The 22,222-nt window shown below is 58.4% G+C and carries 22 protein-coding genes and 4 pseudogenes; 9 read left to right on the top strand and 17 right to left on the bottom strand.

The window, feature by feature from the left end:
• Window position 1: 1 nt before the first annotated feature.
• The 9 genes from ACMXYI_RS24945 to ACMXYI_RS24905 all read right to left on the bottom strand — a co-directional run bounded on the left by ACMXYI_RS24945 (window position 2) and on the right by ACMXYI_RS24905 (window position 8,817).
• Window positions 2–754, bottom strand: coding sequence for a GntR family transcriptional regulator (locus tag ACMXYI_RS24945; RefSeq protein WP_056740516.1), 753 nt, complete (start codon window positions 752–754; stop codon window positions 2–4).
• Window positions 755–842: 88 nt separating this feature from the next.
• Window positions 843–1,232 (bottom strand): carboxymuconolactone decarboxylase family protein, encoded by a 390-nt coding sequence (locus ACMXYI_RS24940; RefSeq protein WP_033057758.1) that lies wholly within the window; start codon window positions 1,230–1,232, stop codon window positions 843–845.
• On the bottom strand, window positions 1,229–2,704 hold the full coding sequence (locus tag ACMXYI_RS24935) for an NAD-dependent succinate-semialdehyde dehydrogenase (protein WP_415769517.1): 1,476 nt from the start codon (window positions 2,702–2,704) through the stop codon (window positions 1,229–1,231). The genes ACMXYI_RS24940 and ACMXYI_RS24935 overlap by 4 nt, the downstream gene beginning before the upstream one ends.
• 61 nt (window positions 2,705–2,765) lie before the next feature.
• Window positions 2,766–3,251, bottom strand: a complete 486-nt coding sequence (locus ACMXYI_RS24930; RefSeq protein WP_415769516.1) for a flavin reductase family protein — start codon at window positions 3,249–3,251, stop codon at window positions 2,766–2,768.
• Window positions 3,252–3,263: 12 nt separating this feature from the next.
• The gene (locus tag ACMXYI_RS24925) at window positions 3,264–4,745 is read right to left on the bottom strand and encodes an aldehyde dehydrogenase (protein WP_033057762.1); all 1,482 of its coding nucleotides are present in this window, start codon (window positions 4,743–4,745) and stop codon (window positions 3,264–3,266) included.
• Complete coding sequence (locus ACMXYI_RS24920; RefSeq protein ID WP_046049786.1) at window positions 4,742–5,575, bottom strand: alpha/beta fold hydrolase; 834 nt, start codon at window positions 5,573–5,575, stop codon at window positions 4,742–4,744. The genes ACMXYI_RS24925 and ACMXYI_RS24920 overlap by 4 nt, the downstream gene beginning before the upstream one ends.
• A gap of 43 nt (window positions 5,576–5,618) precedes the next feature.
• A complete protein-coding gene (locus ACMXYI_RS24915; RefSeq protein ID WP_053188241.1) occupies window positions 5,619–6,209 on the bottom strand; it encodes an amino acid synthesis family protein in 591 nt (196 codons plus the stop codon).
• A gap of 484 nt (window positions 6,210–6,693) precedes the next feature.
• Entirely contained in the window at window positions 6,694–7,806 is a 1,113-nt protein-coding gene (locus tag ACMXYI_RS24910; RefSeq protein ID WP_415769515.1) for a CapA family protein, read from the bottom strand.
• An 18-nt stretch (window positions 7,807–7,824) separates the two neighbouring features.
• Window positions 7,825–8,817 (bottom strand): ribose-phosphate diphosphokinase, encoded by a 993-nt coding sequence (locus tag ACMXYI_RS24905; RefSeq protein WP_415769514.1) that lies wholly within the window; start codon window positions 8,815–8,817, stop codon window positions 7,825–7,827.
• Window positions 8,818–8,867: 50 nt separating this feature from the next.
• On the opposite strand from ACMXYI_RS24905, the pseudogene ACMXYI_RS24900 reads away from it, so the two are divergent.
• A pseudogene (locus ACMXYI_RS24900) lies at window positions 8,868–9,162 on the top strand (TolC family protein); the annotation flags it as partial.
• Between the two features lie 280 nt (window positions 9,163–9,442).
• On the top strand, window positions 9,443–9,904 hold the full coding sequence (locus ACMXYI_RS24895) for an HvfA family oxazolone/thioamide-modified RiPP metallophore (protein WP_415769513.1): 462 nt from the start codon (window positions 9,443–9,445) through the stop codon (window positions 9,902–9,904).
• Window positions 9,905–9,984: 80 nt separating this feature from the next.
• On the opposite strand, the pseudogene ACMXYI_RS24890 reads toward ACMXYI_RS24895, so the two are convergent.
• Window positions 9,985–10,182: pseudogene (locus tag ACMXYI_RS24890) on the bottom strand (LysR substrate-binding domain-containing protein); the annotation flags it as partial.
• A 223-nt stretch (window positions 10,183–10,405) separates the two neighbouring features.
• Between ACMXYI_RS24890 and ACMXYI_RS24885 the strand changes: the two are divergent.
• Entirely contained in the window at window positions 10,406–10,621 is a 216-nt protein-coding gene (locus ACMXYI_RS24885; protein WP_415769512.1) for a hypothetical protein, read from the top strand.
• 62 nt (window positions 10,622–10,683) lie between these two features.
• Here ACMXYI_RS24885 and ACMXYI_RS24880 read toward each other — a convergent pair whose 3' ends face one another.
• Window positions 10,684–11,655: an AraC family transcriptional regulator gene (locus tag ACMXYI_RS24880; protein WP_415773978.1), complete on the bottom strand. Its 972-nt coding sequence runs from the start codon at window positions 11,653–11,655 to the stop codon at window positions 10,684–10,686.
• Between the two features lie 99 nt (window positions 11,656–11,754).
• Between ACMXYI_RS24880 and ACMXYI_RS24875 the strand changes: the two genes are divergently transcribed.
• Window positions 11,755–13,005: an MFS transporter gene (locus ACMXYI_RS24875; RefSeq protein ID WP_415769511.1), complete on the top strand. Its 1,251-nt coding sequence runs from the start codon at window positions 11,755–11,757 to the stop codon at window positions 13,003–13,005.
• A gap of 61 nt (window positions 13,006–13,066) precedes the next feature.
• Here the strand turns inward: ACMXYI_RS24875 and proP are convergent, their stop codons facing one another.
• Both proP and ACMXYI_RS24865 read right to left on the bottom strand, forming a co-directional pair.
• Complete coding sequence (gene proP, locus ACMXYI_RS24870) at window positions 13,067–14,569, bottom strand: glycine betaine/L-proline transporter ProP (RefSeq protein ID WP_415769510.1); 1,503 nt, start codon at window positions 14,567–14,569, stop codon at window positions 13,067–13,069.
• A 283-nt stretch (window positions 14,570–14,852) separates the two neighbouring features.
• On the bottom strand, window positions 14,853–15,164 hold the full coding sequence (locus ACMXYI_RS24865) for a hypothetical protein (RefSeq protein WP_415769509.1): 312 nt from the start codon (window positions 15,162–15,164) through the stop codon (window positions 14,853–14,855).
• Between the two features lie 320 nt (window positions 15,165–15,484).
• On the opposite strand from ACMXYI_RS24865, the gene ACMXYI_RS24860 reads away from it, so the two are divergent.
• The 3 genes and pseudogenes from ACMXYI_RS24860 to ACMXYI_RS24850 all read left to right on the top strand — a co-directional run bounded on the left by ACMXYI_RS24860 (window position 15,485) and on the right by ACMXYI_RS24850 (window position 17,318).
• Entirely contained in the window at window positions 15,485–16,522 is a 1,038-nt protein-coding gene (locus ACMXYI_RS24860; RefSeq protein ID WP_415773977.1) for a GGDEF domain-containing protein, read from the top strand.
• 42 nt (window positions 16,523–16,564) lie between these two features.
• Window positions 16,565–16,789, top strand: a pseudogene (locus ACMXYI_RS24855) (transposase domain-containing protein); the annotation flags it as partial.
• A gap of 22 nt (window positions 16,790–16,811) precedes the next feature.
• Window positions 16,812–17,318: an AAA family ATPase gene (locus ACMXYI_RS24850; RefSeq protein ID WP_415769508.1), complete on the top strand. Its 507-nt coding sequence runs from the start codon at window positions 16,812–16,814 to the stop codon at window positions 17,316–17,318.
• A 202-nt stretch (window positions 17,319–17,520) separates the two neighbouring features.
• Here ACMXYI_RS24850 and ACMXYI_RS24845 read toward each other — a convergent pair whose 3' ends face one another.
• Together ACMXYI_RS24845 and ACMXYI_RS24840 are read right to left on the bottom strand one after the other, a co-directional pair.
• Window positions 17,521–17,763, bottom strand: a complete 243-nt coding sequence (locus tag ACMXYI_RS24845) for an AbrB/MazE/SpoVT family DNA-binding domain-containing protein (protein ID WP_415769507.1) — start codon at window positions 17,761–17,763, stop codon at window positions 17,521–17,523.
• A 250-nt stretch (window positions 17,764–18,013) separates the two neighbouring features.
• Window positions 18,014–18,913, bottom strand: a complete 900-nt coding sequence (locus ACMXYI_RS24840; protein ID WP_415769506.1) for a LysR family transcriptional regulator — start codon at window positions 18,911–18,913, stop codon at window positions 18,014–18,016.
• A 139-nt stretch (window positions 18,914–19,052) separates the two neighbouring features.
• Here ACMXYI_RS24840 and ACMXYI_RS24835 point away from each other — a divergent pair, with 139 nt between their 5' ends.
• Window positions 19,053–19,667: an FMN-dependent NADH-azoreductase gene (locus ACMXYI_RS24835; protein ID WP_415769505.1), complete on the top strand. Its 615-nt coding sequence runs from the start codon at window positions 19,053–19,055 to the stop codon at window positions 19,665–19,667.
• Window positions 19,668–20,337: 670 nt separating this feature from the next.
• On the opposite strand, the gene ACMXYI_RS24830 is transcribed toward ACMXYI_RS24835, so the two are convergent.
• Window positions 20,338–20,634: a hypothetical protein gene (locus tag ACMXYI_RS24830; protein ID WP_415769504.1), complete on the bottom strand. Its 297-nt coding sequence runs from the start codon at window positions 20,632–20,634 to the stop codon at window positions 20,338–20,340.
• 348 nt (window positions 20,635–20,982) lie between these two features.
• Here ACMXYI_RS24830 and ACMXYI_RS24825 point away from each other — a divergent pair, with 348 nt between their 5' ends.
• Complete coding sequence (locus ACMXYI_RS24825; RefSeq protein WP_415769503.1) at window positions 20,983–21,159, top strand: DUF2934 domain-containing protein; 177 nt, start codon at window positions 20,983–20,985, stop codon at window positions 21,157–21,159.
• Window positions 21,160–21,170: 11 nt separating this feature from the next.
• On the opposite strand, the pseudogene ACMXYI_RS24820 reads toward ACMXYI_RS24825, so the two are convergent.
• Window positions 21,171–22,019, bottom strand: a pseudogene (locus ACMXYI_RS24820) (transposase); the annotation flags it as partial.
• Between the last annotated feature and the right edge of the window lie 203 nt (window positions 22,020–22,222).

Here is a 22,222-nt window from a genome sequence, read left to right as displayed (position 1 = left end):
TTTAGCGACCTATGCGCGGTTCTTTAAGCGCGATCGGCAGGGTGATCTCAGGAATTTTCCCGGTCTCTTCCTGTTTGCGCTTGAGGTAATCGAGGGCCACGGTTGCGGCGGCGCGCACGTGGTCGACGCAAGCCTGGTGGGCGGCGAGGGGGTCGCCACTCTTGATCGCCTCGACCATGCGTTCCATTTCCTGATTGCTTGCACCGCGACGATTTTCCTGGGATACCGACGTCGCCCTCAGGTAGCTGATCCGAGCCTGCAACTGACGCAGCTGAGTGGCCGCGACATGGTTGCCGGAGCCTTCGAGCAGCACATCGTAGAAGCCCTGAACCGAATCGATGACCTGTTGCAGCTCGCCGTCCTTGAGGGCCTTGCGGTTTTCCTCGAGGGCTTTTTCCAGGGCCTTGATGTCCTTGGCCTTGGCGCGCAGGGTGAACAACTGGACGATCAGGCCTTCGAGCACGCAACGCAGCTCGTAGATATCACCGGCGTCAGAGAGGGTAATGATGGCGACCCGTGGGCCCTTGGCGTCGGCGAATTCCACCAGGCCTTCGGATTCCAGGTGACGCAAGGCTTCGCGTACGGACGTGCGGCTGACGCCCAGGCGATCGCACAGATCGCGTTCGACCAGACGGTCTCCCGGCATGAGCTGGAAGTTCATGATGGCGCTTCGCAGTTTATCCAGCACGATTTCGCGCAGGGTAACGGGGTTGCGATTGACCTTGAAGCTGTCGTCGAGTGGCAGGCGTTTCATGGGGTCCGCTCTGAATGTGGCTGTCCATGCAAAAAGAGCACTTTGATTGCAAGAATCTCCGTGCTCGGTCAGATCAAACAGCCAAGGGTTAACTGGAGGCCTCGGCATCGGCTTCGGCGAACGCTTCACGGGCGAGCCGGAAACTGTCTACGGCAGCGGGGACACCGCAATAAATACCGACCTGAAGCAGAATTTCGCGTATTTGTTCACGAGTCAGTCCGTTACGCAAGGCGCCACGTACATGCAGCTTGAGTTCGTGAGGCCGATTGAGGGCCGAAATCATGGCCAAGTTTATCATGCTGCGCTCTTTAAGCGACAAACCCTCACGGCCCCAGACATGGCCCCAGCAGTACTCGGTGACCATTTCCTGCAGCGGCCGGGTGAAGTCGTCGGCGTTCTCGATGGAGCGTTTCACGTAGGCTTCGCCCAGCACCTGGGTGCGGATTTTCAGCCCCTGTTTATATTTCTCGTTGCTCATCGCGGTGTGCTCCCGAAGTCTTCCAATCCGCCCATCAGGGTGTATTTGAGTTCCAGATAGTCCTCGATGCCGTACTTGGATCCTTCACGGCCCAGGCCCGAGGATTTGATGCCGCCAAAGGGCGCAACTTCAGTGGAAATCAGCCCTTCGTTAATCCCGACCATGCCGTACTCCAGTGCTTCACTCATGCGCCACGCGCGACCGAGATCACGGGTGTAGCAATAGGCGGCGAGGCCGAATTCGGTGTCGTTGGCCATGTGGATCGCCTCTGCTTCAGTCTCGAAGCGGAACACGGCTGCCAGCGGACCAAAGGTTTCGTCTTGGGCGACTTTCATCGAAGAGGTCACGCCGGCCAGCACCGTCGGCTGGAAGAATCCGTGTCCGAGGGCATGACGTTCGCCGCCGCAGAGTAGTTGGGCACCCTGAGCGAGCGCGTCCTGAACGTGGTCTTCGACTTTGGCCACGGCGCGCTCGTTGATCAGCGGACCTTGATTCACGCCGGTTTCAAAACCGCTGCCGACGTGCAGTTGCTTGACCCGCTCAGCGAGGCGAGCGACGAAGGCATCGTGAATGCCATCCTGCACCAGGAAGCGATTGACGCACACGCACGTCTGCCCGGTGTTGCGGAATTTGGCAATCAGCGCACCCTCAACGGCACGCTCCAGGTTGGCGTCGTCAAACACGATGAAGGGCGCATTGCCCCCCAGTTCAAGCGAGACTTTTTTCAGCGTCGGCGCGCACTGGGCCATCAGCAATTTGCCGATCGCGGTGGAACCGGTGAACGATAGCTTGCGCACCAACGGGCTGGCCGTCAGCTCGCCACCGATGGCCACGGCGTCGCCGGTGATCACGTTGAAAATGCCCGGTGGAATGCCGGCCTGTTCCGCCAGCGCGGCCATGGCCAATGCCGAGAACGGCGTTTCCGGTGCCGGTTTGACAATGCACGGGCAACCCGCCGCCAGCGCTGGGCCGGTCTTGCGGGTGATCATCGCCGCCGGGAAATTCCACGGAGTGATGGCCGCAACAACGCCGATCGGCTCCTTGCTGACCACGATGCGCGCATCGCCTTTGTGGCTGGGAATGGTGTCGCCGTAGATGCGCTTGGCTTCTTCGGCAAACCACTCGATAAAGCTCGCGGCGTAGAGGATTTCGCCCTTGGCTTCGGCCAGTGGCTTGCCTTGTTCGAGGGTGAGGATTTCTGCCAGCGCATCGGCATTTTCAATCATCAGCGCGTGCCAGCGTTTCAGCGTCTGGCTGCGTTCTTTAGCGGTCAGCGCACGCCAGGCCGGCCATGCCTTATTGGCGGCGGCGATGGCCTGACGGGCGTGCAAGGCACCAAGGTTCGGCACTTGGCCGATCAACTCGCCGGTGGCCGGATTGAATATGTCCTGACAGGCGCCGTCCGGGGCATCCAGCCATTGGCCGTCGATATAGGCCTGCTGGCGGAACAGTTGCGAGGTTGCTGGGTTCATGCCGGCTCCCAAGAATTAAAAAGGGCCGCGAAAATCACGTGTGCGGCCCTGAAGAAGCGCGTCAAGCAAGGGTGGGCAGGGGACCCAGCTTGCCTTTGTGATAGATCATCGGCGTCACCGCTTGCTCGGGCAGAATCAGGTTCTTCACCGCGCCGACGATGATTGCGTGGTCACCGCCGTCGTATTCGCGCCACAGTTCGCACTCGATGATCGCCGTGGCGTTGCCCAGCAGCGGATTGCCCAGCGCGCTCAAGTGCCAGTCGATGCCATTGGCCTTGTCTTTGCCTTTGCCGGCAAACGCATAGGCTTCGGCGGTCTGGTCGGCGGACAGCAAGTGAATTGCGAACTGCTTGCTGTCGCGCAGGATCGGGTAGGTGTCAGAGGCATAGTTGGGGCAAAACAGCACCAGTGCAGGATCGATCGACAGCGCACTGAAAGCGCTGGCGGTAATGCCGACGATGCCGCCGTCCGGGTCCAGGGTGGTGACCACCGTGACCCCGGATGGGAACGAGCTCATGACGTCTTTGTAAATGCCGGGTTCGATCATTTCGTCAATCTCCTAGCGCATCACAAACGGATCAGGCATTGGCGCCTGGGAGAGGTTGATCCACACCGTTTTCAGCTCGGTGTAGGCCAGCACCGAATCGATGCCGCTCTCGCGTCCATAGCCGCTGTTCTTGAAACCACCGATCGGCGCCATGGCCGACACGGCGCGGTAGGTGTTGACCCAGATGATCCCGGATCGCACGTCCCGGGCCAAGCGATGAGCGCGGCCCAAATCGCGGGTCCAGATGCCGGCGGCTAGGCCGAACTGCGAGTCGTTGGCAATCGCCAAAGCTTCGGCTTCATCTTTGAAACGGATGACCGAGGCCACCGGGCCGAAGACTTCTTCCTGCATGATCTTCATCGAGTTGCGGTCGCATTCGAACAAGGTCGGCTCGTAGAACCAGCCATCGCCCAGATTCTGCGGACGCTTGCCGCCCAGGCGCAGGCGCGCACCTTCGGCGATGGCATCGGCGACCAGGCCTTCGACCACGGCCAGTTGCTGCGCGGTAGCCATGGGGCCCATTTCGCTGCTGTCTTCCTGCGGGTTACCGATGCGAATGCGTTTGGCGCGTTCGACCAAACGATCGACGAACTCATCGTAGATTTCGTCCTGTACCAACAATCGCGAACCGGAGACGCAACTCTGACCAGAGGCCGCGTAGATCCCGGCAATCGCGCCGTTGATCGCGCTGTCGAGGTCGGCGTCGGCGAAGATAATGTTCGGCGATTTGCCGCCCAGTTCCAGCGACAACTTGGCGAAGTTCTCGGCGCTGCTGCGCACCACGTGCCGCGCCGTCGCGGCACCACCGGTGAAGGCGATTTTGCGGATCAGCGGATGGCGGGTCAGGGCCGCGCCAGTGCTTGGGCCGTAGCCGGTAACGACGTTGACCACACCCGGCGGGATGCCGGCTTCCAGCGCCAGACGCGCCAGTTCAAGAATGGTTGCTGAAGCGTGTTCCGACGGTTTGATCACGATGGTGTTTCCCGCGGCCAGGGCCGGGGCGAGTTTGATCGCGGTCAGATAAAGAGGGCTGTTCCATGGAATGATCGCGGCGACCACGCCCATGGCTTCGTGCACCGTGTAGGCAAACAGGTCCGGCTTGTCGAGGGGCAGGGTGCCGCCTTCGAGTTTGTCGGCCAGCCCCGCGGTGTAGTGGAAGAACTCCGGCAAGTAGCTGACCTGACCACGGGTTTCGCGGATCAGCTTGCCATTGTCACGGCTTTCCAGCTGCGCCAGGTGTTCCTTGTTTTCAGCGATCAGATCGCCCAGGCGCCGCAGCAGTTTGCCGCGGGCGGTGGCGGTCAGACCGCGCCAGGCCGGGCTGTCGAAGGCCGTTTGCGCCGCTTGCACAGCGCGTTCGACGTCGGCTTCGTCGGCATCGGGCAATTCAGCCCAGGCTTGGGCCAGCGCCGGGTTCAGGCTTTCAAAAGTCTTGCCGGACAGGGCATCGACCCATTCACCGCCGATGCACATCTGGAAGCGTGCGAGTGTCATGCAACGATCCCCTTTATTTGGTTTTGTCGGGAGTGCGCGGTGTCGAGAAACTCCAGCAGCAGCTGATTGACCAAGCGCGGTGATTCTACGGGCATCATATGCCGCTGCTCGGCGAGTACGGCAACTGTCGCGCCGGGAATGCGTGCGGCCAATTGCTCGGCCATTTCCGGTGTCGAACCCGGGTCCAGTTCACCGGTGGCGATCAGAGTCGGTACCTGAATGCTGCCCAGATCGTCAGCGCGGTACATGTCCTGGGTCGCGAACAGTTCGTAGGTGGTCAGGTAACCCTGCGGGTCATTGTCTGCCAGGGTTTGGCGCAAGGCCGCGATCTGCGCCGGATTGGCCGCCTGATATTCGCGGCTGAACCAGCGCGACAGGGCGGCTTCGGCGTTGGCATCCGGTCCGTGTTCGGCCGCTTGAGCGGTGCGGGCGATGACGCCGGCACGCTGTTCGGGGCTGCGATTGAACACGCTGTTGAGCACCACCAGACCTTGCAGGCGTTGCGGGTAATGCAAGGCAAATGCCCGCGCGACCAGCCCTCCCATGGAAAAGCCGATCACCGTCGCCTGGGGCAATTGCAGGTGATCGAGCAGCTCCAGCAACTGGTCGGCATAGCCGAGCAGGGGCGTGCCGCTTTCCGGGCGCGGGCTGGCGCCGTGGCCAAGCATGTCGTAGGCAATCACGCGGTACTTCGTGGCCAGGCCAACGACCTGGCCGCCCCACATTTCTTTGTTCAGGCCCACGCCGTGGATCAAAACCACGGGCTGGCCTTGGCCGGTCGCCAGGTAACTGGTGCCAGCCGGGGTGAGTTCAGCGGTGAGCCGAATCATGGAGCGCTCCTGCATGCCTTTTTGTTGTTCTTGTCGACCTTGATTACTGGGCGTTTTCCGCAGCCAGTTCTTCCAGATCGATGTAGCGGTTGCCGATGCGTGGGTGCAGGCGGCCGCCATCGGCGCAACCCAGCACCACCACGATTTCGTCGGCGCGCGGTGCATCTTCGATTTGCATTTCCAGGGTGATGTAGTGCGAACGCAGGCCTTCGTCGTCCTTGTGCATCATCGGAATCTGGATCGAAGTGCCCGGGCCGCCACGCTTGTTGGTAAAGCTCAAGTAGCTCTTGGCTTTCACTGCCTCGCGGTAATGGTTGCCAAAGCGCAGGGTGTGGATGACAGCGGAGGCGTGTTCAATTTCACCGTCGGCGCCCACGACAGCGGCCTTGCCGTAAGCCTCGATCCTCTCGGCACCGCCGATGATGCCGACCAGGCGCTCGACCATCAGTGCACCGAGGTCGGAGCAGTTGGCGCGAATTTCCGGTTTCAGGTCTTCGACAAAGCCGCGGCCCAGCCAGGGGTTTTTCATCACGACGGCCAGGCCGACCATGGTCACTGGCTTATCGGTGGCCTTGCCGCCTTCGATAAAGGTTTCTTCGACATAGCTGACGATCTTGCGGATTTCGAAACTCATGAGCTGCTCCGTGTAGGGTGAGAGTGTCTGTGCGTCTGATGGTATACCATAATACCGGCAGCGCAAGTCCCTGAAATGAGTTTCTGGTCGGAAGGCGATAAAAGGAGGGCAGGTATTGCCCCGTTGCTCGGAGTACATCGCTGCATCGGGACTGGTTCTATCGATCTTGTAGCGGTCGATGGTTGATGGGCGGTGAGGCGTACGACTACGGTAACTATTGGGTTGAAAACCAGGATGTTCATTGCACCGGGATTTGTTGCTGTTCGGAGTCACGCCTTGGGAAGGCCATGATCGCGCTGCTGCTGTTGACGTCCTTGATCTGGACATCGGTCAACCTGTACGTAGGATTCTGGATTGCGGCTTCTATCGAATTCGATGCTCGATGAGTTAGGTGACGTTCGAATCCGAAGGCAAGTGCAGTTATCCCCGCCTTGGATAGGGTGGGGATTTGTGGAGCGGTTACTTTAGTCGGGTCCTGACGCTCCTACCAACGCAACTCGAAGGCATTTTTCGCGCCCGGATGGATGCTGCTGCCCAAGCGTGCGCACTCGCGAGAAAGGGTGTCGTGCAGCCATTGACGGTCATCCCCTTCGGCGCGACAGATGCGAAATCGATGGAGGCGGGTGGGTATCAGGTCCAGTGATTGCAGGTGCCCGCCCGGGTCCAACGAGGCAAAGTATAGAAGCCCCAGGTCGCCGCGAAAGGCGGTGTGGCCCTCGATGCCTTCGTAATCGTTCAGCAGATCACCGCAGCCATAGAGAATCAGGCGTTCGCGGTACACCTCGATGCCCTTGACGTGGTGCGAGGAATGCCCGTGCACCACGTCGACTCCGGCCTCGTCGATCAAGGCATGGGCGAACCGGACCTGCTCCCGCGGGATATCGAACCCCCAGTTGCCGCCCCAGTGAATGGAGGCGACCACTAGATCCCCCGGATTTTTACCCTCGAGAATCCGTTTGGCCACAAGGCGCAGGCTTTGCATCGACAGATCCTCCAGCCGCGCGACGCCCGCGCGCCTATCCGTGGCGGCCCAGTCCGGCGCAATGCCGCTGTCGGGTGCTCCGAGGCCAAACACCAGCAAGCGCCACCCGCCAGGCTGCGGCAGCACGGCGGGCGCTTCGGCAGATTGCCGGTTGTGCCCGGCGCCGGCGCTGCACATACCGTTGCTCGCCAAGGTATCTAGCGTATCGGCCAGGCCGACGGCCCCCCAGTCCAGCACATGGTTGTTGGCCAGCACGCAGCAGTCGATGCCGGCTGCGCCGATGGCCGGGAAGTTCTCCGGGGTCATGCGGTAATTGATGCCCTTTGGCTCCGGTCGTCCGCGGCGGGACACCGCCGTTTCCAGATTGATGATGCGTGCGTGTGGCTGGCGAAGTTCGAATTCATCCAGCGCAGCGCCCCAGACATAGGTGAAATCGACTGGGCGGGGAATCGAGCCATTGAGTCTTTCTGCCAGCCGGACGTAATCGCCGGCATTCTTGACAAAAGCTTCGTAAAGCCGCGGATCGCCAGGATGCGGCAGTATTGAGTCGATGCCGCGGGCGGTCATGACGTCGCCGGCGAGAAACAGCTTCAGCGTATCGGTAATAGCTGCCATGGCACCCTCAGTCTGCGTTCAGAGGGGCTGGGTCAGTTCCTCTGAAACCCATGCTCCATTTTCAGCCAATAGGGTGGCAACCAGTGCCGTGCTGTCGAGGACGTGCAAGCGTTGGGTCACCCGGTCGGGTGGCAGGCGAAACGGTGGCACACTGTCGCAGATGGCGATCCGTTCAAACAGCGTGCTGTCGAGCAGATCGCTGCCACCGGTGAACAAGCCATGGGTGGCTGCTGCGAGCAAGCGGACGGCGCCGGCCCTCTGGCAGGCGCGGCCAGCATGCATCAGCGTATTACCGGTGCTGATCAGGTCGTCAAAAATGATGGCGGTCTTGCCCAGGGCTTCGCCCACCAGCAGTGAGCCAGTGAGCGTGGCTTGCTGTCGGTGCTTTTCCATCAGCGCACCGCCGACCGGGCGACCCAGTCGCCGCTCCAGGGCCTGGCGAAATTGTTCGGCGCGCTTGACACCTCCGGTGTCGGGGGAAACCGCAACCACCTCGGTGTCACCGACCAGTCCGGCGAAATACTCGGCGAACAATTCCGTGCACTGCAAGTTCCATGTGGGAATGCGAAAGGCGTTGTCGAACGCCGACGGGTTGTGGACCTCCAGTGCAACCAGACGATCTACGCCACACGCTTCGAGCATGGCCGCCAGGTAACGAGTGATTGTTGGATCCTGATGCTGGGTGCGGCGATCCTTGCGCCCGTAGCAGAGGTAGGGAGTCACCACTTGGACCTGGTGAGCACCGGCATCCTTGAGTGCGCCACAGAAGAAGAGCAGGCGGCACAGTTTATCGTTCGCGCTCTGTCGGTCATCTCCATACAGAGCATGAAACACTACTACCTCGCGGCCGTTGACCGACTCCAGCGGTCGGCATTTATGTTCGCCATCCTCATAGTCGCGTTCTTCGTGGAGCGCCAGTTGACAGCCGAGCCGTTGCGCCACGCGGGTAGCGTAGTGCTCACTGCCTTGCAGAGCGAACAGAAGAGGGCGTCTCGCGTGTGTGGTCGGCATAGAAGTCTCCTGATGGTGACTGATTGTTTAACCATAGCGCATTGACCAATGCCGAAGGCGCCTTGGCCACCTATGAGCAGCAAGTGCTGCTGGCACTGGAAGAGTCGGAAAACGCCTTCAGCGACTACGGCAAACGCCAGCAGCGGCTGCTGTCGTTGATCAAGCAAAGTGAGTCGAGCCGCGGCAGACCTGGCGGCTATCCAGTACAAGGAAGGCACGGTGGATTATCTGGTGTTGCTGGATGCACAGCGTGAACGGCTGAACGCCGAGGACGCTCAGGCACAGGGTGAAATTGATCAGTACCGGGGAATTGTCGCGATCTATAAAGCGTTAGGGGGAGGGTGGGATAGTGGGGGCAACAGGTCGTGGCCGCCAAATGATGCCGAGGTCGGGGTTGCTGACCGCCAAGATGAAAAGAGCGGGGCATGTGTATCGCTGTGTATCCAGGCCCGCTTTAAGGATGCTGGTGTACAAATGCCCCTCGAACCGGATACATCCGGGATACACGGATGCAGTCAAATAGCCTGGCCTTGGCGAGAAAGCAAACGCACCTCGCACCACGGCTTTCGCCTTTGTGGCATGACCCTAAGCGGCCTCACCGCACACAGTATCCGGAGTAATAACCATGTCCCGTTTCTCGAACAAATCCCGTATTGGTCTGATCGCTGTTTCACTGGTTGGCTGCATGAACCTCGCTTCATCCGCCTTCGCTGCTGACGCACTGCCTCAAGGCTACCAACTCGCCGCGGCGGAAAAGACCAGTGAAGGCAAGTGTGGCGAAGGCAAGTGCGGCGCCAGCGAAACCGGCGCCAAAGTCACCAAGGCCGGTGAAGGCAAGTGCGGTGAAGGCAAATGCGGCGATGCTTCCTTCGCCCGTACCGACACCGACGACGACGGCCGCGTTTCCTTGAAAGAATTGCTGACCGTGGCCCCGCAGGGCGCTGAAGAGTTCAAGGCGATGGACACCAACAACGACGGATTCCTCTCCGAAGGTGAGGTCTACAAATTCCGCACCAACCAGTTCACCTCCAACGGCAAGAAAGTGCCTACCGAGCTGTTCACCAAAATGAGCAAAGCGCAGGGCTGATAGTGGGTGCCGCGAACAACTACGACACCGGTGTGGCGAGATAGGTTTTTTTCTATCACGCCAGCACTGGTGTTTATTAGTTACTCCTGCTCCGGGATTTGTTCTACAAACCGGTCAATCAACCACTGCGCAGCGGGACCCGGCGGCAGATCACTGCGATAGATGGCGTCGAAGGCGTAGGCTCCACTTTGGTATTCGGGCAGGTTCAGGTGCACGAGTCGCCCGGTGTCGAGATCTTCGCGAACCATCGGCATGTTGCCCCAGCCCCTCGACGCTCGCCGCCGCTGATCCGTCAGGTTGCTCATCTCTCTTCTTCATTGGTCGATGATGGGGTGGACCCTATCGACCGGAAGATCCTTTCCCGGGACCGGAAGGACCTACATAAAATTCGGCTTTAGATTCGCTGACCACCGGTGGCGCAAAACCGGCTCTTTCCAACTGAAACACTGGCGAAACATTCGGGCCGTATGATCCGCATCACGGAAACCCAAGGTGTTAGAGATGAATCGACCATCAAGAAACTTGCGGAAACTGCTCGACTCGGTCGCCTCCAACAATGAGGTCGCAGCATTGGACGTTATGCGCGCAACTGAGCAGCTCGAAGATGATGTGCTGCGCCAGCGGTTGCTAAATCTGATTCACAGGCTCAATCAGGACGCCAATGATTTGCGATTGGCGCGCGACGATGTCCAGGGCGTCTCCATCAAACTCGCGTGACCGGCCGCTGGCGCGCCCAACGCAGCGCTTGACCGTCGCCCCTCGCGCCACATCTTCGTACTTCAGGAGGCAATGGAACGAGCCATTTTCCGGCTGGCGCCGGGTGGCTGGCCGGTGATGCGCTTGAAGGCGCGACTGAAGGCCGCCTGCGAGGTGTAGCCCAGGCGCTGCGCGACAGTCTCGATAGGCAGTCGCTCGAGGCTCAGCCATTGACTGGCGAGGCGCATCCGTAGTTCCGTCACGTAGCGCAGCGGGGGGATGCCGATAGTGGCCTGGAAGCGTTCCGCGAAGACCGAGCGAGAGGTATTACATTGCGCCGCCAGTTCCGCCACGGTCCAGTCACGCGCCGGCTCTCGGTGCAAGGCGAGGAGCGCGCCGGCCAGCCTGGGGTCGCGTAACGCGGCCACCAGGCCAGAGGCGTTGCCGCAGGCGCATTCAACCCAGCCGCGCACGATCATCGCCGCCACTACGTCGGCGAGGCGAGCGAGGATGCCTGCGAAGCCGACGCGTGCGGAGCGAACTTCGCGCTCCATGGAAGCGAGAATCGGCATAAGCCCAGGGTAACGCTGCCCTCTGGCATCAATCAGCATTAGATCAGGCATCAACCCGCCGAGACCTTGCATGCTTCCGAGTTCGAACTCCATGCAGCCACTGAAGATAATGGTGCTGGGGCTGACATCGGCACCGGGGGAAGCATCCACGGCGCAGACCGCGTCGCCAAGAGGGGCCGCGTCGAAGCTGCCGATGTCCTGGGCGGGGACGTCCAGGCTTGAGAGAAGCTGATGGGCTTCACCCTGGGCGATGAACACGGCGTTGCCGGCCGACAACTCGTACAAAGTGCCGTCTTCCGCACGTAGGACGGCGGTGCCGACGGCGAGGAAGTGGAAGTAGGCGTGTCCCGGTTTGGCAGCGAAGCCCAGCCCGAAAGAGGACCCGGCCTGGATGCGACGGTACTCGACGCCCCGCAGGCGCATGCCGCGCAACAGTTCGTTGATGAGATCGGACGATAAGGCGAACTGGTCTAGAGATGTCATTTCGGGGGTTCGGTCAAAAACTAAAGACTTTGCATCATAGAACATCCGGGCCTGCGTCCATAGACTTCTGGTTGAGATAAATTCCAGAGGTATTTTGTGATGAGTAATGGGGTGTGTGAGGTTGCAGGCGATGCGCGCTTTGGCAACGAGGCTGATGTAGAAGCGGCGACGCCGGCCTGGATGGCGGTATTTTCGCTGGCGATGGGCGTGTTTGGATTGTTGACGGCGGAGTACCTTCCGGCCAGCTTGCTGACGCCGATGGCCGTTGAACTGGGGGTGTCGGAAGCCTTGGCTGGGCAGGCGGTGACCGTGACGGCGGTGGTGGCGCTGTTCTCCGGGTTACTGGTGCCAGGCTTGACGCGAGGGATCGACCGGCGAGTGGTATTGCTGTGCTTTTCCACGCTGATGATTGCCTCCAACCTGCTGGTGGCTTTCTCTTCCAGCCTGTTGGTGCTGCTGATCATGCGGATTTTGCTAGGCATCGCACTGGGCGGCTTCTGGAGCATGGCGGCGGCAGTGGCGATGCGCCTGGTGCCGGCGGCGCTGCTGCCGCGGGCTCTGTCGATTATTTTCAGCGGTATTGCCGTGGGCACTGTGGTGGCGGTGCCGCTCGGCAGTTATTTGGGCGGGCTGTATGGCTGGCGCAGTGCTTTTGTGGCGGCCGCCGCCGTCGGGGTGATAACGCTGGTTTTCCAGCTGTTCACGCTGCCGCCTCTGGCACCGCGCAGGACGGCGCGGTTGAGAACGGTGCTTGAAGTGCTGCTGCGTCCGGGCATTGCCGTGGGCATGCTGGGTTGCGTGTTGGTGCACACAGGGCACTTCGCGTTGTTCACCTACATCCGGCCGTTTCTGGAAAGCACAACCGGCGTGGGGGCCGAAGGATTGGCGCTGATGTTGCTGGGTTTCGGCGGGGCTAACTTCGTCGGCACGCTGCTGGCCGGCTGGCTACTTGAACGCAGCCCGCGCGGGACGATGGTGCTGATGCCAACGCTGGTCGGCGTTGCAGCATTAGCCCTGGTGTTGCTGCCTGCTTCTGTGCCGTGTCAGGCGTTGTTGTTGGCACTCTGGGGTATGGCTTTCGGCGGTGTGCCAGTGGCGTGGTCAAACTGGGTAGCCCGGGCGGTGCCAGATCAGGCGGAAAGCGCGGGAGGCATGGTAGTGGCCTCGGTGCAGTCGGCGATCGCTGCGGGTGCCGCTGCCGGGGGCGCTATGTTCAGTTTCAGTGGCATCGCCGGCGTATTTGTCGCCGCCGGCATCCTGATGCTGCTCGCAGCTCTGCTGATCGGGATGCGGGTCAAGGTCGAAGCGCCAGGGCACGGCGCAGGGGGCAGTCCGGTTGCGCAGCTTTAAGATGTGCGATCGCTTGTTCGGGTTCAGCGAATAGCTGCTTTTGGGCCGATAGTGCACCCCTTTATTCGATTCGCGGATGCTGCCGCACGAGATGCTCACGTTTAGTTTCCAGCTCGGCGATTTCTGCGTCGATGTCCTCGATCTTTTGCTCGATGTTGTCGTGATGTTCCTGCAGCAGTTCTTGCGCTTCTTCAATGTCGGAAGCCGCTGGAGCCGCACCACGCAACGGTTTGTTTGCTGTTTCTTTCATCGTCACGCCCGTAATCAGACCCACCACGGCAATCACCATCAGGTAGTAGGCCGGCATGTACAGATTTTGCGTGCTTTCCACCAGCCAAGCCACGGCGGCAGGGGTCAGACCCGCGATCAACACCGAGACGTTGAAGGCGCTGGCCAGGGCGCTGTAGCGGATGTGAGTGGGAAACATCGCCGGAAGGGTGGAAGCCATCACGCCGATGAAAAAGTTGAGCAGCACCGCCAGCACCAGCAACCCGGAAAAGATCAGGCCGATCTTGCCACTGTTGATCAGCATGAAGGCCGGGATGGCGAGGAAGAACAGACCGACGCTACCGCAGATGATGAAAGGGCGGCGGCCAATCTTGTCGCTGATGAAACCGATCATCGGCTGGACGAATAACATGCCGACCATGATCGCGATGATGATCAACACGCCGTGATTTTCGCTGTAGTGCAAGTTGTGTGTCAGGTAGCTCGGCATGTAGGTGAGCAGCATGTAGTAAGTAACGTTGGTGGCCGCCACTACGCCGATGCAGGTCATCAGACTGCGCCAGTGCTGGGTGGCCACCTCCTTGAAAGACACTTTCGGGCCTCTGGCAAGGCCCTCGCGATCACCCTGTTCCAATTGCTCGACATGCTGCTGGAACGCCGGTGTCTCCTCCAGCGCGTGACGCAGGTAGAGCCCGATCATGCCCAGGGGCAGGGCGAGGAAGAAGGGCAGGCGCCAGCCCCATGCCTCAAACTGCTCTTCGCCCAGAATGGTGGAAATCAGCACGACCAGGCCTGCGCCGAAGACGAAGCCGGCGATCGAACCGAAGTCCAGCCAACTGCCGAGGAAACCGCGCTTGCGATCCGGGGCATATTCGGCGACGAAGATCGAGGCGCCGGTGTATTCACCGCCCACTGAAAAACCTTGGGCCATTTTAGCGAGCAGCAGGAGGACCGGCGCCCAGATGCCAATCGAGGCATACGACGGAATCAGTCCGATGGCGAAGGTGCTGAGCGACATGATCACGATGGTGGCGGCCAGGACTTTCTGCCGACCGTACTTATCGCCCAACGTACCGAAAAACAAACCACCCAGAGGCCTGATCAGGAAGGGAACCGAGAAGGTGGCCAACGCGGCAATCATCTGCACACCGGGATCAGCGCCGGGGAAAAATACCTTGCCGAGAACATAGGCGACAAAGCCATAGACGCCGAAATCAAACCACTCCATCGCGTTGCCGAGTGCAGCGGCCGTGATCGCCTTGCGCATTTTCGCGTCGTCGACAATGGTGATGTCTTCCAATCCGATCGGATTGACGGCTTTCTCACGTGATTTCATGCAAGCCACTCTGTAACTGATCCGTCCTGATGCAAACCGCTGAGCTCCGGTGTGGCGCAGGCCAGACGGGTTTGCCTTTACCGATGCCATCTTTTTGATAGCACGGCTTCTTTCTGATCAGATACACGAGGACACGAGAAAATTCATATTTCGCCGTTATTTTTTGCTACTGGCAACAGCTGTCAACCAAGGACGATCTAGTTTTGATTGATCTTGAAGAGTAGGGAAGGGAGCAGGTCTGAATTTGGCAGGTACCAATCACCGCAAATCAGGTGTTGAGGTATTACCATTGATTTGATGTAGAGCCTGCTTCTCTTAAACCCGGGTAATCATCAAGGGCAAGACGAGGTTTGCCGTCTTCAACCAGGCCGGATTCCGGCTTATGAATCACTCCGGCTTCAGCATCCGCACGCATCTGCTCGAGCTCCTTGTGAAACGCCTTGTCCTGAACCGTTGGCTTGCTGGTGTACGGCTTTCGTTCGGGTTCAGGCTGTGCTGCATAAGTCGTTACCGCGTCAGGGTCATGCTGTAGCTTTTCTTGAACTTGTGATTCCAGCATCGCACGTAGTGCGTCTTTGTCGGGCCGAGTCAGCAATTTGTCACTCCTATTATAGGAAAACCAGGCGCCCAGTAATCGACTGAGCCAGTGGCCGGTTGGGGAACATCCAATCGATCGTGTCGAGAATTTGGGCTGCAGATACAGCCACAGGATTTCAGGTCGAAGAGAAGAGGCGAATCATCAATTTCTTCCAACGCGGCGATCGTGTCAAATTGGGTACATGCCTGGGATGATTTCGTAATCGACAGGAACGCTGGACGTCTTGCTGATGGACTTATATATGGCTGCTTGGTGTACGTAAGGATATGCTGCCCCCCGACTTCATATATGCCAATAAAACCAACCACAGTGACGTTATGAGCCAATCAGAGACGCGTGCGACTGCCCTAGCGCTGTATCCAGAGGACTCCCGCGAGGCGGCGGCTCTGCTGAAGCAGGCCGTACCACTGATGGTGCGTCACAACATTCCACCAAATCCCGTGCACTATGCTCTCTGGTACACCTACAGCAAAGGTCAGGAGCCAGAGCTTAATCGCCATCTGGACAGGGTGGTCAAAGACTTCGACTGTTTCCCTCCAGAATCCGCTACGAAGCTTTTTCGCGACTACATCATTCGTGACGAATTGGAGGAGGCGCGCGCAGGGCAGCAACAAGCGATCGATCTGGTTGACGACATGGAGCGTAATGTCTCGCGTAGCGTGAATGGCAGTTCCAACTTTCAAGCCAGTCTTGGCCATTGCATGGAAATGCTCGCGGAGCCGGTCGACAAGAGGTTGCCCGCCATTCTGAGCGAGCTGCAACAGAGCACCCAGGTCATGCAGGATCAGCAAGCGCTTTTCCTCTCCCAGTTGCACTCAGCGCAAAATGAAATCAAGAGTCTGAGAGACAAGCTCGAGCGAGCCCAACTGGCTGCATCTTTGGATGGTCTGACCAAGGTGTTGAACCGAGCTACCTTCACTCGCTTGCTGGAGCATGCATTGATCAACGCTCCTCATGGGGTGGCATTGGTCATGTTGGATATTGATCATTTCAAGCAGTTCAATGACCGGTATGGCCATCCTTTGGGCGACCGCGTACTTGAGCATGTTGGTCAGGTGTTACGGAACTCAATCCCGCCTCAGGCCCTGGCGGCACGCTATGGTGGTGAAGAGTTCTGTGTAGTCCTGCAAGAGTGTTTTGATCTCACCAGTGCTCATACTTTTGCTGAGCAGATGCGCCTGAAAATTCAGGCGTTGCGGATCAAGGTTCGTGGCACGGATGAAGTGCTAGACACTGTAACTGCGTCCTTGGGTGTCGCCCTCGCCAAAGCGGGTGACGATGTGGAAAGCCTTCTGACTCGGGCCGATGATGCGCTCTATCTAGCCAAGCGCAGCGGGCGCAACCGAGTGAATTGAAACTGGTGTTCGGGCTCTAGCTGCAATCACATAGCTGCGCAGGATATCCGACCGTGGGCACTTGGACGCTCGAGCTGGCTGTTCGCGGAGTCGTTGCGCAGCGGTAAACGTGCGGCGGCGATCATGAGCTTGATCCAGTCGGCACGGCTCATTGGGCATGATCCGTATGCTTATCTGAAGGACGTTCTCACATGCCTGCCGACTCAACGGGCGAGTGATATTTCGCAAATGCTGCCGCATAACTGGCAGCCACCTAGACTGGATTAACTCACTAACCGAAGGACATAGAATGCTCATTGTCTTCAGCGGCCTTCCAGGTACCGGAAAAACGACCATCGCAAGTGACCTGGCCACCAGAACAAGTGCCGTGTATCTGCGGATCGATACGATTGAGCAGGCTATCCGAAACTCCGGTGCTCTGGCACAAGACGTGGGGCGGAGCGGTTACATGGTCGCTAATGAGCTTGCTCTGAGCAATCTTCGTTTTGGTAGCACGGTCATAGTTGACTGCGTTAACCCAGTAATCGAAAGCCGAAAGGCGTGGAGCGAAATCGCCACACGTTCTGGTGCTCCATTAGTGAATATCCAGGTGGTTTGCTCTGATAAACATGAACACCAACGACGGGTAGAAACCAGGAAGATTGATATTCCTGGGCTGACTCCACCAACTTGGCAGTCTGTATTGGATCATGAATATGAGGTGTGGGATAACGCTCCGTTTAATATAGACACAGCCCTGACGTCTCCGGCGGAGGCAGTGGCAATGATCACTAGACGATTTTTATCCGGGGAGTAGCGCCAGCTAAAAGCCCAACGTAGCAAGGGGTGATCAGCAGACGCTTACCTTGCTCCTGCATCTAAATAGAGTGATGAGTAATTTGGTGTTGCGGTTTGATCTCGCGCCTTAGGTGATGTGTCCAGATATGCGTTTCCGGCTTGGCGGAGGACTCTGAAGTTCAGCCTGATGTACTGGTTCAGCGAAGCATTTTTTGGCTTCCTCATTTGTCTTCAAGGCTGCCGCGCTGTTCGCTATTCCAGGCTTCAGTGAGCTCGTCTATTCGATCCGTGATTTGAGGTTCTTTTGATAGGACTAGGCAGCGCGTGTTGCCGACAAATTCTTCTATCAGATACACAGCGTCGCCAACATCCAGCTCCAGCTCCTGCAACGCCTCATCAGGAATTCGAATCGCACCGTCACCATCCCATTCTTCGATGATGATTTTCATAGGTGGCTTTCTCACGTGTGGTCTCCATTGCTTCTGAGTCGTCAATGGTAACGTGCTTTTGCGTACAGACTCAGAGCGCAGCGAGCAACGTTCGAGTTGTACACGCTCAGAGGTACTGTAAGCGGGCAGGCATCACACCTTGGCTTGCGAAATACACACAAACGATCACGGCCCGGGCAGTCCCTGCACAACCGGTTCGATTAACCGCATCAGCCCTTTGGCCAACGGGATAACCGAACCGCTGACGTTAGTCGTCTTCGCATCATCACATGCACAGACGACGGGTCAGATCATTCAGAAGCCATCGTCCTGCTTTCCCTAAAGAGCGATTTTGCATGTGCGCTGCGTAGATCGTAAGTGTGTCTGGTGTGCGCTGAAGTTCGGCGGTTAACTCAAGCGGTAGGAGGCGTCCTGAAGCCAGATGATCCGCAATCAGATGCTCTGGCATTCGGCACCAGCCGAACCCGGCGAGCAAAAAATCCAGCCGCCGTGCCAAATCTACAAACCGCCACTGGTGACTGCCCGTCACCCCATAGCTAGGGCCGTCAGGAGAAACCGGATCGGAAAGTACCAGTTGCACATAAGGCTTGAGGTCTGCACTTGTTGCCCGACGACCTAACATAGCCAGGGGATGCCCGCTGGCTACTACTGGCCTCAAGTCGACACTGAGCAGCGGCAGTGCGGTGACATCGTCGGGCACTGTCGGAATCAATGTGCAAAGCGCCAGTGCCGCATCGCCATTGCGCAATCGGCGCTCTGCGCCGCCTAAGCCTTCTGTGGAAAAACTCACTGCCAGATGCGGAAAAGCCTCACGGATAGCGCGCAGGCTTTCAATGAGCGGTGCGCTAGGGACTAAAGGGTCTATGGCGAGAGCCAACTCCGGTTCAACCCCTGCTGCCGTACTTGCGGCCATCGCTTCAAACTGGGCAGCGCTTGCCAGCACTGCGCGCGCTTGAACCACTAGCACTCTACCTACCTCAGTGAGAGTTGGACGATGGCCGCTCCGATCAAACAGCCTCACACCTTGAACTGACTCAAGTGTGGCAATCGACTGGCTAATGGCAGATTGAGCACGCCGCAGGAGACGTCCCGTTGCCGAGAAACTGCCTGTATCAGCAATGGTTACCAGGATCCGCAACTGATCCAAGCTGAGATTTCCGATCATGAACCATCACTTAAACAGATGGACTCAATCATATTTACATCACTCCTGCTTAGAGATCGCATTGGGTAGAGTGTGTCGCACATCGCCTATAGCGACAACGCAAAACATACCGCCGCGTCACCGCGCAGGAGTTACTTTCATGTCCAGGCTTCTCACCATTGAAACCAGCCCACGTGCGGATGCTTCAATCTCCCGGCAGCTCACTCGCCGATTTGTGGCCGCGTGGGAAGCTGCACACCCTAGGGGCGCCATCAAAATACGGGATCTAACGGACACTCCACTTACGTTCGTGTCGGCCCCCTGGTTACAGGCTTACTTCACCCCAGAAACCCAACATTCGCCTGAAATGAAAGCCGTGTTGCAGCTATCCGATGAGCTTGCGGCCGAGTTGCTGGAAACCGATCACCTGGTTATTTCAACGCCGGTCTACAATTACAACGTCCCTGCGGCGCTCAAGGCGTGGGTGGATCACGTGGTACGTAAAGGCCTGACCTTGGGCTTCGATGGTAAAGGGCTGGTGACCGGTAAAAAGGCAACCGTGCTGCTCGCCTCGGGCGGGGTATACACCAGCGGCTCGCCGATTAGCGACCGTGACATTGCGACCCAGTATTTGAAACTGATCCTGAACGTCCTGGGTATCACTGATGTCACCTTTATTGCGGCCGGCGGCGCTAAAGCTGTAGATCTCGGAGAAATCAGCATGCACGATTTTCTAGATACATTTGATCATCAAATTCAAAAGTCGCTGGTTTAGGCAGCATTTCTCTTAGCCCCTACAGATTCTGCTCTGTATGCGTCCGGCCAAGTCATCTGCCCAATCCCGAAAAGCTAGATCCTGTCTCACCTGCTCAGTCATAGCCTCTCCAACATCCACACTTTGCATGAAACATTGTCTCTACGGAACAGAACAACGTGCCTGTCACTCCACCGTTGAATCAACAGCAACGTAAGGGGCCGGCGAACACACCTTCCGAGCCTGGCCGATAAGGGTATTTGAGTCCGCGTAGGCGGACACTATCGCCACAAGCGACGGTGTCCGGATTGTGTGCTGCGCGGACGTCGACGATGCAACTTGCGAATTTGCTCCGGCCGGTATAGTTGATTAGGGCGTTGGGGATGCTGAGTGCCGCGACGAAGTCGTGAATGCCCCGATACTGGGAAAGGCGTTCAAGGTACGCCCGATGATTCTCGCCACAGCCCCGGATGGAGTGGACACAAGGTTCGCTCCAGTGGCATCGCGGTAGATCTTCCCGTCGTAGGAGGATCGCGTACGGTCGGCAAGCGTGCTCGCGGCGCCACTGCTGAAGTCTCAGCGCTTTAGCCTGGTCGAAATTCATGTGATGGGATCGCTGTACGGATACTGGTTGTATGCACAGTAATGTAGGCGTGACGATCCGGCGAGGGGGAGGCGACGAGCAGTCGCTTTACGTCAATCCGGTGTCGTCAGGATGCCCGCCTCCCGCAAGGCACAGGAAGGCGGCGCGCTCGGCGTGACTGATTGCCGCGTTCATCTCCCGGGCCTCGTCATCAGTCACCAGATTGCTAATCTGCACGGCCCAGACAAAGCCTTGGGCGGTTGATACATGATGAAGGATCACCAGCGTGTTCGTGGCCCGATCTATGCCTAGTAGCGCTTGTTGCCAAGCGCGTTGCAGGGTAGGGGTCGGCAGGCGCACGGGCCGTGGGTCGAGCAGCTCATGCGAGTCGACGGGGCGCGGCATAGGAGAATCTCCTTTCGAGCAAATGTCCGGCATTGCGTCAAACCAGATGCCTGGCGTCGATAGTTCAGTCTAGCTGGGGCTGATATCAGGAGCCAAAAAATAGGCCCCTAGGCGCAGTGAAAGTGGGGAGGCTCACTACCATTAGCTGCGCCATTCGCACGCGTTAGTTTCTCGGGCTGCCGAGATCGCCAGCTCCAGTCGGCCGACGGTGATCATTGCTAAAGAGAGATCACCTGCTTTAATTGGGTTTGTTGTACAAACCGTGGCGAAGCAGTGTAACCGTCAGCCTTTGGGCACGTTGTTCAGCATTCACATAACATTTCAGCAGCTCGATCACAGGGAAGTCCAATGATTGAAGAATCGAAAATCCGGGAAAGAGCTTATGCGTTGTGGGAAAAGGATGCTTGTCCCGAAGGTGCTGATCTTTTCTATTGGCGTCTCGCCCAAGAACAACTCGAGGCCAAAGTGCAGTCGATTAACGCCGCACACCTGATCCGGCCTCAAGCGAAGCGAAGAGCCGCGTAGCTCTATCGATCCCCGTCAGCCTCGGCTCCAGAGGTCATCGGCTTGGGCACATAGGCGGTGGTGCCTGCATTGTGACAAGCCAGGATTTGTTCGCTTTTGAAGTAAGCTCGGTCAGCCACTACCGACAACGTATCTGACGCCATCGCCTCGCGGGCCTGCTTTGCCATTGAGCTGAGTTGATCGCGGTCGGAACCGACGTTGGTCACCTCATGCGCAACGATCAAATGGTGCAGCGTATCGACCGCTGTCTGCACGTTGTAGCCGACGATTCCCGTGCCGCGCGTCATCATGGAACGGCTGTCTGGATCGGTCAGTGGGACCTGTTTATCCGGCGATTCGCTGAGCTGAATTTCGATCGCCTGAAGCGCCTTCATTTGAGTTTTGAGCTTGGCAATTTTCTCTTCCAGCCGCACAGCGCCAGGCTCGAAGGATGTGGGTTCTTGCCGATCGGCAGCATCGAGTGCAGTCAGGTAACGGTTGATGCTCGATTCAATTTCTTCCATTCGCCGCTTCAGTTTGGCGCTGGTGAAATTGCGGTCGCGGTTGTTGACAGCCTTGAATTTGCTGCCATCGATGGCGACCAGATGTTCTCCAAACAGTCCCAACTGCTGACACAGCATAACGAACTGGCGACAGACGCCTCGGATCGCCTTACTGTTGTCTTTTCGGAAGTTGGCGATGGTCTTGAAGTCCGGCACCAAACGCCCGGTCAACCACATCAGCTCAACGTTGCGTTGGGCTTCTCGCTCCAAACATCGGCTCGACTGAATGCGGTTGAGATAGCCGTAGATGTAGATCTTCAGCAAGATCGCGGGGTGGTAAGCCGGCCGGCCAGTATCGGCTGGAATGGTACCTTCAAACGATGTCTAAAAACGGTAGCCTTAGAAAGCTTGTTGAGTTCTTACAATCCGAGCTAGGAGTGTCCAGGATCTCTCTTTACAAGGGCGATTTGGGGAGCTACGCCGAGATTGATCTTGATAGCTTGGCATTCTGCTCCGCCTGAAGTCGGCGGCGAGAGAGTGGCAGGCGTTTTTACACACTCTGGGCCGTTTTCTGCCTGTCG

The organism is Pseudomonas lyxosi, from assembly GCF_047758685.1.
Taxonomy (GTDB): domain Bacteria; phylum Pseudomonadota; class Gammaproteobacteria; order Pseudomonadales; family Pseudomonadaceae; genus Aquipseudomonas; species Aquipseudomonas lyxosi.
Note: the sequence above shows the minus strand (reverse complement) of the source record. Positions and strands in the feature narration are given on the sequence as shown.

What these genes read in the sequence shown, in the direction of transcription:
- ACMXYI_RS24945 (WP_056740516.1), bottom strand. Translation starts at nt 754, where the DNA reads ATGAAACGCCTGCCACTCGACGACAGCTTCAAGGTCAATCGCAACCCC.
- ACMXYI_RS24940 (WP_033057758.1), bottom strand. Translation starts at nt 1,232, where the DNA reads ATGAGCAACGAGAAATATAAACAGGGGCTGAAAATCCGCACCCAGGTG.
- ACMXYI_RS24935 (WP_415769517.1), bottom strand. Translation starts at nt 2,704, where the DNA reads ATGAACCCAGCAACCTCGCAACTGTTCCGCCAGCAGGCCTATATCGAC.
- ACMXYI_RS24930 (WP_415769516.1), bottom strand. Translation starts at nt 3,251, where the DNA reads ATGATCGAACCCGGCATTTACAAAGACGTCATGAGCTCGTTCCCATCC.
- ACMXYI_RS24925 (WP_033057762.1), bottom strand. Translation starts at nt 4,745, where the DNA reads ATGACACTCGCACGCTTCCAGATGTGCATCGGCGGTGAATGGGTCGAT.
- ACMXYI_RS24920 (WP_046049786.1), bottom strand. Translation starts at nt 5,575, where the DNA reads ATGATTCGGCTCACCGCTGAACTCACCCCGGCTGGCACCAGTTACCTG.
- ACMXYI_RS24915 (WP_053188241.1), bottom strand. Translation starts at nt 6,209, where the DNA reads ATGAGTTTCGAAATCCGCAAGATCGTCAGCTATGTCGAAGAAACCTTT.
- ACMXYI_RS24910 (WP_415769515.1), bottom strand. Translation starts at nt 7,806, where the DNA reads ATGGCAGCTATTACCGATACGCTGAAGCTGTTTCTCGCCGGCGACGTC.
- ACMXYI_RS24905 (WP_415769514.1), bottom strand. Translation starts at nt 8,817, where the DNA reads ATGCCGACCACACACGCGAGACGCCCTCTTCTGTTCGCTCTGCAAGGC.
- ACMXYI_RS24895 (WP_415769513.1), top strand. Translation starts at nt 9,443, where the DNA reads ATGTCCCGTTTCTCGAACAAATCCCGTATTGGTCTGATCGCTGTTTCA.
- ACMXYI_RS24885 (WP_415769512.1), top strand. Translation starts at nt 10,406, where the DNA reads ATGAATCGACCATCAAGAAACTTGCGGAAACTGCTCGACTCGGTCGCC.
- ACMXYI_RS24880 (WP_415773978.1), bottom strand. Translation starts at nt 11,655, where the DNA reads ATGACATCTCTAGACCAGTTCGCCTTATCGTCCGATCTCATCAACGAA.
- ACMXYI_RS24875 (WP_415769511.1), top strand. Translation starts at nt 11,755, where the DNA reads ATGAGTAATGGGGTGTGTGAGGTTGCAGGCGATGCGCGCTTTGGCAAC.
- proP (WP_415769510.1), bottom strand. Translation starts at nt 14,569, where the DNA reads ATGAAATCACGTGAGAAAGCCGTCAATCCGATCGGATTGGAAGACATC.
- ACMXYI_RS24860 (WP_415773977.1), top strand. Translation starts at nt 15,485, where the DNA reads ATGAGCCAATCAGAGACGCGTGCGACTGCCCTAGCGCTGTATCCAGAG.
- ACMXYI_RS24850 (WP_415769508.1), top strand. Translation starts at nt 16,812, where the DNA reads ATGCTCATTGTCTTCAGCGGCCTTCCAGGTACCGGAAAAACGACCATC.
- ACMXYI_RS24840 (WP_415769506.1), bottom strand. Translation starts at nt 18,913, where the DNA reads ATGATCGGAAATCTCAGCTTGGATCAGTTGCGGATCCTGGTAACCATT.
- ACMXYI_RS24835 (WP_415769505.1), top strand. Translation starts at nt 19,053, where the DNA reads ATGTCCAGGCTTCTCACCATTGAAACCAGCCCACGTGCGGATGCTTCA.
- ACMXYI_RS24830 (WP_415769504.1), bottom strand. Translation starts at nt 20,634, where the DNA reads ATGCCGCGCCCCGTCGACTCGCATGAGCTGCTCGACCCACGGCCCGTG.
- ACMXYI_RS24825 (WP_415769503.1), top strand. Translation starts at nt 20,983, where the DNA reads ATGATTGAAGAATCGAAAATCCGGGAAAGAGCTTATGCGTTGTGGGAA.